The organism is Candidatus Protochlamydia amoebophila UWE25, assembly GCF_000011565.2.
Classification (GTDB): Bacteria; Chlamydiota; Chlamydiia; order Chlamydiales; family Parachlamydiaceae; genus Protochlamydia; species Protochlamydia amoebophila.
The window spans coordinates 1469082-1482924 of record NC_005861.2; the positions used below are offsets into that span (position 1 = coordinate 1469082).

The 13843-nt window shown below is 35.0% G+C and carries 9 protein-coding genes; all 9 read left to right on the plus strand.

Annotation, left to right across the window (positions count from 1 at the left end):
- Positions 1–65: 65 nt before the first annotated feature.
- Positions 66–755: an ABC transporter ATP-binding protein gene (locus tag PC_RS05865; protein WP_011175767.1), complete on the plus strand. Its 690-nt coding sequence runs from the start codon at positions 66–68 to the stop codon at positions 753–755.
- Positions 752–1816, plus strand: a complete 1065-nt coding sequence (locus PC_RS05870; RefSeq protein ID WP_011175768.1) for an HlyD family secretion protein — start codon at positions 752–754, stop codon at positions 1814–1816. The genes PC_RS05865 and PC_RS05870 overlap by 4 nt, the downstream gene beginning before the upstream one ends.
- A 3-nt stretch (positions 1817–1819) precedes the next feature.
- The gene (locus PC_RS05875; protein ID WP_011175769.1) at positions 1820–3280 is read left to right on the plus strand and encodes an efflux transporter outer membrane subunit; all 1461 of its coding nucleotides are present in this window, start codon (positions 1820–1822) and stop codon (positions 3278–3280) included.
- 110 nt (positions 3281–3390) lie between these two features.
- Entirely contained in the window at positions 3391–4698 is a 1308-nt protein-coding gene (locus PC_RS05880) for a phosphatidylethanolamine N-methyltransferase family domain-containing protein (RefSeq protein ID WP_011175770.1), read from the plus strand.
- A 222-nt stretch (positions 4699–4920) separates the two neighbouring features.
- Positions 4921–7464, plus strand: a complete 2544-nt coding sequence (mutS, locus tag PC_RS05885; protein ID WP_044045044.1) for a DNA mismatch repair protein MutS — start codon at positions 4921–4923, stop codon at positions 7462–7464.
- 627 nt (positions 7465–8091) lie between these two features.
- A complete protein-coding gene (locus PC_RS05890) occupies positions 8092–8814 on the plus strand; it encodes a hypothetical protein (protein ID WP_011175773.1) in 723 nt (240 codons plus the stop codon).
- Positions 8815–9759 carry a hypothetical protein gene (locus tag PC_RS05895; protein WP_011175774.1) on the plus strand — a complete coding sequence of 315 codons (945 nt, stop codon included), beginning with the start codon at positions 8815–8817 and terminating at the stop codon, positions 9757–9759.
- A gap of 2 nt (positions 9760–9761) precedes the next feature.
- The gene (gene priA / locus PC_RS05900; RefSeq protein WP_011175775.1) at positions 9762–11999 is read left to right on the plus strand and encodes a primosomal protein N'; all 2238 of its coding nucleotides are present in this window, start codon (positions 9762–9764) and stop codon (positions 11997–11999) included.
- A 335-nt stretch (positions 12000–12334) separates the two neighbouring features.
- Positions 12335–13762, plus strand: a complete 1428-nt coding sequence (gene rimO / locus PC_RS05905; protein ID WP_011175776.1) for a 30S ribosomal protein S12 methylthiotransferase RimO — start codon at positions 12335–12337, stop codon at positions 13760–13762.
- Positions 13763–13843 lie beyond the last annotated feature (81 nt).

The window sequence follows — 13843 nt, forward strand, 5'->3', positions numbered from 1 at the left end:
ATCTTTTATGAAATTCTATTTCCTACTTACAAAGCACTTTTAAAATATTTATCAGAAAGGATTTCATGAAAGAAATAGCAGTTAAATGTCGAGGAATTACAAAAAGTTATGGAACAAAAGAGAATCGAGTCGATGCTTTAAAAGGAATTAATCTTGACATACATCAAAGTGAGCTCACCCTTTTGGTAGGGCCATCAGGATCTGGAAAAACAACTTTATTATCCATTATTTCGACAATTCTCACACCAGATGAAGGCGAACTTTATTTATTCGAACATGAAATTCATCGGATGAGCGAAAAAGAAAAAGCTTTATTTCGTCGAGATCAACTAGGAATTGTTTTTCAATCCTTACTTTTGATTCCCACTTTGACCGTTTTAGAGAATGTCTCTCTTCCTCTTCTTGTCGCTGGGCATACCCAAGAAGCGGCCGAAAGAAAAGCTAGGCAATTTTTAGAATACCTTAAAATGGCCCATCGGTCTCACGTATCTCCCGCTTCTCTGTCTAAAGGGCAGCAACAACGTGTTGCTATTGCTCGAGCCATGACAAATGAATCTAAAATCATTGTTTGCGATGAACCAACAAGCGCTCTAGATCAAACTTCAGGAATAGAAGCTATGAATCTATTAAAAGAACTTTCGTCTAATCATTCAAAAGCTATTTTAGTCGTCACTCATGATCATCGCATATTTTCATTTGCGGATAGAGTTGTTGAAATGAGTGATGGACAAATCTTATCATCTGGAAAAATATGAAACGATCTTACTTTTTTATTATTTGTGCTTTGAGCATAGCTTCCCTATTTTTAATTGTTTTTTCCATGTGGAAAGAATCTCACCCCAAAGAAGCCCTTAAGGTTTTAAACATCAAAAGACCCGTGTCTCCTTTTAGTTCTTACATTGCTGCTGTAGGAGTTGTCGAAGCTGGTAGCGAAAATATTTTTATTGGAACCCCCATCAATCGAATTGTAGATAAAATTTTTGTGACTGTCGGCAATGAAGTGCATCAAGGCGATCCGCTCATTCAATTTGAAAATCGCGATTTAGAAGCCAACTTAAAAATACAAGAATTAGCTTATCAAATCGCTCAAGCTCATGTTCAAAAATTAGAATCTTTTCCAAGAAAAGAAGATCTTCAATCTGCTGAAGCCTCATTAAAAAAAGCTGACATTGAGTACCTTCTTGCTAAAAACCAATATGAAATGACGCGTGGAATGCAAGATAGTCGCGCATTAAGCCAAGAAGAAATGAACCGTCGTCTGTTTCGTTATCAAGAGGCTGAAGTTAATAAAAATCAAATGCAAGCAAATATGGAGAAAATCCAAGCCGGAACCTGGCTACCGGATCTAAAAATCGCGCAACTAGAGGCCCTTCAAACGAAAGCTCGCATGAATGCTGCCAAAATAGATATAGAGAGAACACTTCTTCGCTCACCAATCATTGGTAGAATTTTGCAAATCAACATTCATGAAGGAGAATATGCTGGGCAAGATAGCTCTAAAATGCCTATGATTGTCCTTGGTAACACCAATGAAAAACATTTAGAGGTAAGCATTAACCAATTTAATGCCCCCTATTTTAAATCAGATGCCCCAGCAGTTGCCTTTTTGCAAGGGGATTCTAATATCAAATTTCAACTTGAGTTCATCAAATTCGAACCTTATTTGGTTAACAAACAAAATTTTACTAATAACCTAACGGAAAAAGTGGATAGTAAAGTGTTAAAAGTGACTTACCGCTTTAAGGAAAATGATCAAAATATTTTTGTTGGACAGGTGATGGATGTTTTTATTCAAGCTGAATACCCTTGGAAATAAGAAATGCGGATTAACTTTTTTTCTTTTTTAATTTTTACAAGTTTATTAACGAGTTGCTGTTCTCATAGAAGCTATGTTCCACCTTCACTTGATATCCCTTATGAATGGAATAGCCCTCTTTCTGACGGAATGCATACAAATTCGCCCAAACACCTTATTTGGTGGGAATCATTAAATGATCCTATATTAAATCGATTAATAAAATTAGCTGCTTTTCAAAATCTAGATCTCTATCTTGCCGGAACAAGAATTCTCGAAGCTAGACTACAAAGAAAAGGTAAAAATAGCGATTTATATCCACATGTAGATATGTCTTGTAGTTACAGTCATATAGAATCTCATCAAAACGTAGTCTTGAATAGGATTTTAAAACATTCTCAAAATAAACTAAAAACCAATTCCTCTAAGTTAAATTTATTTGAAATTGGTTTTGATGCAGATTGGGAAATTGATTTATTTCAATCAAATCAATATGAAATGAATGCGTTAGAAGCACAAATTGAAGCCAACGAGGAAAATTTTAATGACATATGGGTGACTCTTTCAGCTGAAATTGGAAGAAATTATATTGAACTAAGACATTTACAGCATAAATTGATTCTCCTCAATAAACAGATTGAATCTCAAGCTGATATTCTTCATCTAACCGAAGAACTTCTCCAAATCGGAATGGCAAATTCGATTGATATTTTGACTGCCACACAACAACTGGCCACTCTAAAAGCTCGAAAACCCGTTATTGAATTCTCTATTCAAAAAACAATCTATCATTTATCGATTCTGCTCGGACAATTTCCAGGGGAAGTGGAAGGACTCCTGGAATTTTCTAATCTTCCTTGTTTACCTGTTGAAAAACCTATCGGTATTCCTTCAGAATTATTGAGAAGGCGGCCAGACATTAGGCGAGCTGAGCGACAATTGGCAACAGCCACAGAAAGTATTGGAAGCGCAGAAGCTGCTCTCTTCCCCAAACTTTCCTTAAAAGGATTTGTCGGAATGGTTACACCTCATTTAAAATCCATTCTCAACCCAACAATGGTCAGTACATGGTTTGCAAATCCTCAGCTTTTAATGCCTATTTTTAATAGCCGTTTATTGAAACGAGATGTTGATTATCATAAACTTAAAACCAAGCAAGCTTTATTTGAATACCAGAAGACAGTTTTAGAGGCATTAGAAGAAACTGAAAATGCTATTGCTTCTTTTCACTACGAATTAGAGCGTCATCAACAACTTTCTGTTGCTTACTCCGCCGCTCAAGAAACCCAAAGAGGCACTTTAGAGCTTTATCTAAAAGGATTTAAAAATTATTTAGAAGTTCAATTTACTAATCGAGCTCTCATAGAATTAGAAGAAGCTTTTAATGAAAGCCAGATGCAATTAATTCTTCACTATATTGCTCTTTATAAATCCTTAGGAGGAGGATGGAATTTTTTAGAAGATTCAAAAGAGCAATCATCTTAATAGAAAAACAAGATTTTTCCGAATTTTTAATTGAGTAATTCTTATTGAAATGCTATGCATTACCAAACATATTCTAGAAAAAATTAGTAAATTCTCTCTCGCGAGGCCACATGTTGCCAACACAAACATCTTTTTTTCGACAAACTTTTGGTCCTTTGATTCTTTTATTACTTTGCCCTCCCACTGTGTTTGCTTTTTGGTACACCAATACTTATTTAGAAGGCTCTCTTTTTCGTTTTACAGAATTTGCTTGGCAACAAGGTTTTCTTTCCACATTAAAAACGATTTGGTTTCCTTATTTTTTTGGAACTTCTATAGCCTGGACAATGTTAGTAATTCTTGCTTCTCTTCAGCTTATTTTAATGCGCATTCTGCCTGGAGAGCGCTATGAGGGACCAATCACTCCTGCTGGACACGTTCCCCTTTATAAGGCAAATGGGTTTTCTGCTTTTATTGTTACGATCTCCATTTTTTTAATCGCATCCTATTATTACCAACTGTTTGCTCCAACAATTATTTATGACAATTTTCCGGGTCTACTTGGAGCCTTGAATATATTTAGTTTATGCTTTTGCTTTTTTCTTGTCCTAAAAGGGCATTATTTTCCCTCAAATGGCGATGTTGGAGGATCGGGAAATATCATTTTTGATTATTATTGGGGAATGGAACTTTACCCTCGCTTACTCGGTTGGGATATTAAGCAATTTACTAACTGTCGATTTGGAATGATGAGCTGGGCTTTAATTGTGATTTCTTTTGCTGCTAAACAACAACAGCTTGATGGATTAAGCGATTCCATGTTTGTTGCAGTAGCTCTCCAACTGATTTATATTACAAAATTTTTTATCTGGGAACCAGGCTACCTTCGTTCGTTAGATATCATGCACGACAGAGCTGGTTACTATATTTGTTGGGGATGCCTTGTTTGGGTTCCAGGTATTTATACATCCCCCACTCTCTATTTAGTTGATCACCCCAATCACTTAGGTTTAGCTCTATCCAGTTTATTATTTGTCGTTGGGGTGATTGGAATTTTAGTTAACTATTTGGCAGATCGCCAAAGACAATTAGTGAGAAAAAATCAAGGAAATTGCCGTATTTGGGGGAAAGAACCCATTTTGACAGTTGCAAAATATACAACACAAACAGGAGAATCGAAACAAAATCTTTTACTTGCCTCTGGCTGGTGGGGTTTGTCTAGACATTTTCATTATCTTCCTGAACTGCTTGGAGCCTTTTGTTGGAGTGCACCAGCTCTATTTGAGAATTTTCTACCCTATTTTTATTTTGTTTTCTTAACCATTTTATTAACTGATCGCGCCTTTAGAGATGATCAACGCTGCTCAAAAAAATATGGGGAAGATTGGAAAATTTATTGTCAAAGAGTCCCTTATAAAATTATTCCCTTTGTTATTTAAGACATGGATATATTCTTAAATGCAGATTTTGTTTGTTACATCTAAATGAATGAACTCATCCGTTGCATTTATGGTTAGGGATTTTTCTATAAGATTGATCCCAAAACACCTCATTTCAAAAACAAAAATTTATCTAAATTGTACTTTTATTACTGAAGTTTGGTATAGTTCTTAAAAATTCATAAAATTTTGTTTATTTTTCAATTAAAAATAAGTTTATTTATGTCTGATTTTGAACAACATTCCCTTGATGAAAGTAAAATTTCACCCATGATGATGCAGTGGCACGCCTGTAAAAAAATGGCGGGCGATGCCATTTTATTTTTTCGGATGGGTGATTTTTATGAAGCTTTTTATGAAGACGCTCATCTGCTATCTAAGGAGTTGGAGCTGACATTGACTAAACGGCAAGAAATTCCCATGAGTGGAATTCCTTTTCATACAAGTGAAGGATATATCGATAAACTTGTCGCTAAAGGATTTCGAGTTGCCATTGCAGAACAAATAGAAGATCCTAAAAAAACTAAAGGCTTAGTCAAGCGCGAAGTTGTTCGTGTTGTGTCTCCTGGAACAGTTATTAACTCCTCTCTTCTTTCCGACAAAAACAATAATTTTTTTGCTGCCTTAGTAAAAGTGGGGCAAATTTTTGGATTAGCTTTTTTAGATTTGACGACTGGTGAATATTGGGTGAGTGAATTTACGCAAGAAAGAGAACTTTTAAATGAACTTTATCGTTTGCACCCTGCTGAATTTTTAACTTCTGAAAAATTCAAAGAAAAACATGCTTCTTTGTTTGAAGAAATGCAACAAACATATTCTTTTTTAGTCAATACATTAGAAGACTGGCAATTTGAGCATCAACAAGCACATGATTTCCTTATTAATCATTTCAAGGTTCAACGCTTAGATGGTTTTGGACTAAGCGGAATGGTTGCAGCTATCAATGCCGCAGGAGCTTTATTAAATTATTTACAAGAAACACTGTGTCTACCAATCCAACATATTCAAAGCATTCGTTGCTATTCTTCTTCCCAGTTTATGATGTTAGATCGAATGACACAGCGTAATCTGGAACTAACGCATTCTCTACAAGACGGAAGTAGACGTCATACATTGCTAGGTGTCATTGATCAAACGCAGACTCCTATGGGCGCTCGGCTCATGCATCATTGGGTTAAGCAACCTCTTTTAAAAGTTTCTGAGATTCATCAAAGGCAAAATGGAATCCAAGCTCTATTAAATCACGAACACATTGTAGATCAATTACAAAATCTATTCCTTCAAATTAAAGATATTGAACGCTTGATGATGAAAGTCAGTGCTTGCTACGCTACGCCTCGGGACCTTATAGCTCTTCATTTTTCTTTTAAGCCCATTGCATTTATTAAATCTCTTTTGTTAAACATTCCTTCAGAATGGATAAATGAGCACGCACAAAAACTTGATCCTCTATCTAAAATGAATGCATTAATATCCAATGCAATCGTAGAAGAGCCGCCTCTAAGACTTGGTGAAGGGAAAACGTTCCGACAAGGTTTTCATCGTGAATTAGATGAATTGCGAGAAATCAGTCATGACAGTAAAGCTTGGATGGCTCGTTACCAAACTCAAATCAGAGAAGAAACCGGTATTAAAACCCTGAAAGTAGGTTTTAATAAAATGTTTGGTTATTTTATCGAAGTCAGTCGTGGTCAAATAGATAAAATGCCTGATCACTTTATACGTCGACAAACCCTTGTTAATGCTGAACGGTATATCACACCTGAGTTAAAAGAATATGAAAGCAAAGTCTTAACAGCGGAAGAACGCATCAACTCTATTGAAAGTGAACTTTTTCACCAACTTCGTTTAGAAGTTGCTTCATATACTAAAAATGTATTAGAAGTCGCTCAAGCATTAGCTAAAATTGATTGTTTAATATCTTTAACCAATGTAGCAAAAAAGTATTGCTACACATGTCCTGTCATTGATGACAGCTCCATTCTTGTGATCGAAGAAGGAAGGCATCCAGTAATCGAGACAGTGTGCCGGCATGAAAAATTTATTCCCAATGACACGTATTTAGATGATCAAGCTAATCGATTGCTCTTAATCACAGGCCCTAACATGGCAGGAAAATCGACATATCTGAGACAAGTAGCTTTAATTGTCATTTTAGCTCAAATAGGTTCTTTCGTTCCAGCAGCTAAAGCTCACATAGGAATTATCGATAAAGTCTTTACACGAATAGGTGCTAGTGATGATTTATCTAGAGGACAGTCAACTTTTATGGTTGAAATGACTGAAACGGCAAATATTTTAAACAATGCCACTTCTCAATCTCTCGTTATTTTAGATGAAATCGGTCGGGGAACAAGTACATATGACGGCATATCAATTGCTTGGTCTGTGGCAGAATATCTTCTAACAACAGAAAAAAGGATGGCTAAAACATTATTTGCAACTCATTACTGGGAACTTACAAAATTAGAAGAGAAGGTTCCAGGTGCTGTTAATTACAACGTTGCTGTTCATGAAGCGGACGATCACATTACATTTCTAAGAAAAATCATCAAAGGAGGAACTGACAAAAGCTATGGAATCCACGTTGCTCGCCTAGCTGGGCTTCCACAAGCCGTTTTAAACCGTTCTAAAGAAATTTTAGAACATTTGGAAGAAAATGCGAATCGTAAGAGCGCTTTTGAGCCTACCCGTTCAAAAAAGAGTATGGTTTCTAAAGTAAAAGTTCCTTCAACTGACTTTCAATTGAACTTATTTCAATCATAAATCAATGTTTTTACTCAAAATTTTTCAAACTCTAATTTCCACTTAAAATATTTTTTATTATAAGTTGTTTACAGTTAGTTGATTAGATAAAAAAATAATTTATTTTTTTAAAATAATTTATTTTTTTATTGACAACGAATTTAAAAAAATGAATAGATAAAGGAGTGTTAATTAAAACACATGCTGTTTCAGTCTCATGGTATACAGTAGACAAGTATGGCTACTAGCCACGACAATTAAAAAGCAGTCAAAAATTTTAAGGAGGCTTCTATGGATAAAAAACAACCTCAGCCACAAAAACAAAATCCTAATCAAAAGCAACAACATCAGCAAAAAACAGAACACTCAAAAAATTCGTCGCAAAAAAAATCTTAATCGTTGTTTGCTAGTCAAATAGTTTAAACTATTTCGACCGCGTAATTAAAAGTTACGCGGTTGCTAAATAAAATCAAAAATAGTTATTAAACAACCTTAATCTTTTTTGTTATTCATTAGTATATTTCATAAGTAAATTAGTTTATTTATTAAATAAATGTATTTATTTTTTGAAAATTCTCGTTTTTATATTTTTATTTAAGTTTTCTTTTTCGTATGCTAAGCTTTTAGCAAATGAAAGCAGGTTGAGGCGTGTTTACACAAATTCCAGGGCCGACCAAACACTTCAACGCATACTATCAAGATAATTCATTATTGATTCAATTTGTCATCATGGAATTTCTAAACGTTCACCAGTTTGTTTGCCATATTCAAAAATGGATGGATCATCATCATTTCCCGCCAGGAAAAATAGATTACTCTATTTCTCCCTTACTTCACTTACTTAATCAGCTTTTAGGAACGCACCCCAACCAAGAGCATATTACGATATCTAAATGGATTAAAGGCCCTTTAACAAAAATGAAAGACTACTGTGAACAATTTTCAAAAAATCCTTCACTCACCCCATCTCATTTAAAACTTTATGATTCTGTTTACCAAACGTGGCATCTCGCTAATCATCAAATGAACCTTCTTCATACTTTTCAATTGTGCCAAATGGTAAAAGCCAAAGTTACTTTTCCCCCTTATTTTCACCGTTCTTTTAAACAGCTTTTGAAATTATTTAACGTTACCGCTAAACAAATTCCTAAAGTTGCAAATTTGTATTGGAACAATGAAAATGTGATTTATTTCTTAATCAGAAAAAAAGAACAACTTGTTAAAGTTTATGGAGAAGAATGGACTTATAAACATTTCAAATCTTTCGCTAAACAAAATACTTTACTCCCTCTCTTAATACAACGGTATGAGCAAAGGGGATTCCATTATTTAAATTTAGAGAAAAGACAAATGCTTCAAAGGGGATTGTAAATGGAAAATATTAGGGAAAAATATACACAGCTTTTATCATTAACACGACTCTTTCTAGCTAGAGAGCATAAACTAAATGAAACTCTCTTAAGTTTTCCTAACTCTTACGCACATTTTAAACCTTTTTTAAGCCATTCTCTAAAAAATCAACAATCAATTAAAAATCAATCTTTTGCCTCCTCTAATAACGTCAAACAAGTCCCCCCCCCTTCTTCTTTTTCTACTGACCCTTATTCAAAGCCGCCTACTTCACCAGATTTGCGGCCGTCTACACCTCCCCTTACTATTTTCTCCCCTAATCCTCAACCCACTACCACTGAACCTGAAAGCCCTCAGCTACAAAAAAAAGAGCCTGAGATTTTAAAACAAGTTGAAAAAACAAAATTTCCTCCTCTTCTTACTTTAGAACCCATGGTTGCCGTTTCTCCTACAATTGAAAATCAAGAGTTCAAAGAAATTTTAAAAAAAAATTTCCCCTCTTATACACTTTCTAGCACTATTCCAAATGATCAATTTGCCAAAAAATTAATGAATAAATGGACGTACGAACGGCAAGTACCGTCCATCGTGATTCTCTCTTTTGGTAACCAGGAAAGTCATTTAAAACTTTTAAAAAATATTGCTAAAGCAATTAGTTTACGTTTTGCTCCATCAAGAGTCGTCTCTGCATTAAAATTGGAAAAAGAAAAACAATGGAATAAATTATTCGAAGCTAAAGAACTATGCCTTGTCATTGCCAGTGATTATCATCTCTATTTACAACCAGATTTAATGAGTTATTATAGAGAAGAACCTAAACTAGGCAAACATTTCCTTCAACAAACTCCCCTTCTTTTGCTCTCCGATCTAGATCTTTACCTTAAAGAACCTCAGCTAAAATCTCTCTTGTGGAGAGCTATATGTAATGAATTAACACCTCTCACGAAAATCTCAACAACTAGCTAAAAATGAAAACTTTTGCCGCTATTGCTTCGGTTATTTTAGATATATCGATTGACAAAACATTAGATTATGGAATTGTTCCTTCGCAATTAGAAGCAGCTCAAAAAGGAAGTCGCGTAGAAGTTCCTGTTCGAGGACACTCAAGGACAGGCTATATTGTGGAAATTAAATCAGATTCCAACTTTAAAAATATCAAACCAATTACACGTTTATTATCCGAGACTCCTCTTGTTCCCGAAGAACTATTTAAGCTCGCTTTATGGGTAGCAAAATATTATTGTGCTCCGTTAAGAGATATTTTCCGTATTATTTTACCCCCCAGTGTACGCAAAGGAATGAAAGAAAAAGAACAACTTTTTGTTGTACGGGGCAAATCTAAAGAAATCCTTAGACAGGTTTGTGTTGATATTAGAGAGAAAAAGCCAGCGCAGGCTTCTGTATTGGAAGTTATGTTGCAAGTGAAAAATGGCATTTTACTTTCTAAGCTTCTGGAAGAAAGCAAAAGTTCTCGAAGTAGTGTTTTATCTTTAGCCAAACAACAACTTCTTATTGTCGAAACAATCAAAATTGACCGTTCTCCGCTTGTGGATGAAGACTACTTTATGACTAAACCCAAAATATTGAATGAAGATCAAGCGGTAGCTTTAAATAAGATCGATGCCTCTTTAAATGCAAAAATCTTTCAGACCCATTTAATCCACGGTATAACAGGAAGTGGAAAAACAGAGATATATCTCCAAGCAATAGAAAAAGCTCTGAAGTTAGAAAAAGGAACGATCATGCTCGTTCCTGAAATTTCTTTAACAGCACAAACGATTCAACGTTTTAGAAGTCGTTTTGCAGAAAAAATTGCCATTTTACATCATCGATTAAGCGAAGGTGAAAGACGAGATGAGTGGCATAAAATTCGTGAAGGGCGAGCTAAAATTATTGTTGGTGCTCGCTCAGCCATTTTCAGCCCAGTAGTTAATTTAGGATTAATTATTGTTGATGAGGAACATGAGCAATCTTATAAGCAAAATGAAATGTCGCCTTGCTATCAAGCTAGAGATGTTGCCGTGATGCGTGGGAAACTCGCTCAAGCAACTGTTGTGTTAGGAAGTGCAACGCCAAGTCTAGAAAGCTATTATAATGCTCTCAATGGAAAATATGCCTTGAGTGTTTTACACAAACGAGCAGATGTAGCTACCCTTCCAGACGTGACTATTGTCGATATGAGAAAAGAATTTGAACGAGCAAAAACGTTGACAAGTTTTTCTGAAGTTTTATTGTCTGGAATTGAAAGAAGGCAAAAACAAGGTGAACAAGTCATTTTATTTCTCAATCGGAGAGGCTACCATACAACGCTTCTATGTCAAGATTGTTCTCATATTGTTAAATGCACTCATTGCGAAATTCCTTTAACATTTCATTTAGGAGACAATCATCTTTCCTGCCATTTATGTGGTTATCAAATTTCTCCACCCCCTAAAGAATGCCCTTCCTGTCGAGGAACCAAGCACCTTAAATTTCGAGGAGCTGGAACAGAGCATGTTGAAAAAGCCCTTCATGCTATTTTTCCTCAAATACGAACAATGCGAATTGATGCTGATACTACGAAACACAAAGGAAGCCATCAAAAATTACTCCGTGATTTTGGAACTGGAAAAGCGGATGTATTGATTGGTACACAAATGATCGCAAAAGGATTACATTTTCCAGAAGTCACCCTTGTTGGCGTTCTTAATAGTGATGCAGGACTTAATATTCCCGATTTCCGAGCTTCTGAAACAATTTTTCAGCTAATTACACAAGTGGCAGGTCGATCAGGTCGTGGTGTGACAAAAGGGGAAGTCATTATTCAAACTTCCATGCCTGAAAATTCTACTATTCAGCATGCTGCCAAGCAAGACTACGCAGGATTTTACGAAGAAGAAATTGCTGTGCGTGAAATGTTCCACTATCCTCCTTTTTCCCATCTCGCCAAATTAACCTTTAGTGGAAAGCAACCCGATCAAACATATGAAATTGCTCAGAAGTTTCGAGAATTACTCATTTTTCAACTTCCCCAACACTACGAATTTAATCCTGTTATTCCCTGTGGATATGCAAAAATCAAAGATCTTTACCGATATCAATTTTTGCTACGAGGCCCCTCTATGATTCCTCTCAATTTAGTTCTAGAAAATTTAATGCAAAAATTTTCCATCCCTAAGGAAATAAAGTTGTTCGTCGATATTAATCCATCTTCAACTTTTTTTTGAAAGCTGTCATGCTTACTTTTGATTAGCTTGACTAAATAATAAATTATGCCCCTCATTACTTTTTTTAGACTATATTATTAAAAAATTTTTTACTATTTTAATTTCTAAATGAATTTATATTAATCATAAATTACATTTATTAATGGAAAAATAAACTTATATTAAAAACAATTATTAAATAAAAAAATAACATTTAAATTTAACAATCATCTATCTTTCAAATAGCTTGAAATTAAATAGTTAAAAGAATAAATTGATTTCCAAAATTTATTTCAAAACGTCATTAAATCCGCGCTTGTTCTTGATCAAAAGTTTATAAGGGAGTCATTCGTTCTATGTTGCCTATTTTAAAAAACCAAGGTGTCAAAAAAGATCAAAATCACATTGCATTGAAAAATGATTCTTGCGAATCCTCTTCCCCTTGTTTTGATCATGAAGGAAATAAAATTAACTTTATTAGTTTGGGTTGTCCTCGCAATCTTGTCGATAGTGAAGTCATGTTAGGAATTTTATTAAAAGCAGGTTATGAAGTAGCCCCCACTCTCGAAGAAGCTGATTATTTAGTGATTAATACTTGTGGTTTTTTAGAGGCTTCTCGTCAAGAATCTATGGATACCGTTGAAGAGGTCCTCTCTCAACGAAAAAAAACAGCAAAGTTAATTGTTACTGGATGTATGGTTCAAACACATAGTGACGCTTTAAAAACCACATTTCCCAGTATTGATTACTTATTAGGATCAGGAGATGTAGAAGGCATTTTAAAGGCTGTTCAATCCACTCAAAAAGGGCAGATTATTTCTTCAGCAAGAAGCTACTTAGAGGCTGGTGAAGTTCCTCGCCGTCTTTCTACTCCTAAACACTACGCTTATTTAAAAATTGCTGAAGGCTGTCGTAAACGTTGTGCCTATTGCGTGATTCCCACAATTAAAGGCCCTTTAAAAAGTAAAGGCAAAGAACAAATTCTCAAAGAGTTCAATCTCCTTCTTAGTCAAGGTGTTAAAGAGGTCATTTTAATTGCACAAGATTTAGGGGATTACGGAAAAGATCAAGGGGCTAAAAAATTGACAGCTTTGCTAAACCTTTTGCAATCAATGCTAGAAATCAAACAAGCTTTTTGGCTTCGCCTCCTTTATTTGTACCCTGATGAAATTACTGATGAGTTAATTGCCTTAATGAAGAGTGATTCTCGCATTTGTCCTTACCTTGACATGCCTATTCAACATGTAAACAATCAAATCCTTAAATCCATGAGGCGAGCCACTTCAAAAGAAGATATTATCGAAATTATCACTAAGTTACGCCGAGAAATTCCAAACGTCGCCATTCGTACCAGTTTAATTGTTGGCTTTCCAGGGGAAACAGAAGAACAATTTCAAGAACTCATTCAATTTGTCCAGGACTATCCTCTTGAAAACGTTGGAATCTTCAAATTTTCACGAGAACCTGGTTCCCACGCTTACGATTTACCTAATCAAATTTCTGATGAAATGAAAGAAGATCGTTATCATCGCTTGATGCAAGTTCAGAAGAAAGTTGTGAAAAAAAATCTCAAAAAAATGATCGGTAAAAAAATCGCAGTTGTAGTGGAAGGTTATCACCCAGAAACGGAACTTCTCATGATTGGAAGGCATACCGGTCAATGCCCAGATATTGATGGACAAGTCCTGATCAATGATGGACGGAAAGTAAAAGCTTTTGGAGAAATTTACACGGTTGAAATCACGGATGTTGCAGACTATGATTTAGTAGGACATGTCATCTAACAATTTAAACTTTAAATTATAAGCTTAGACAAGTTTTGAGAGAAATCCTCACTTATTGTATAAACAATTTGAAAATGAGGA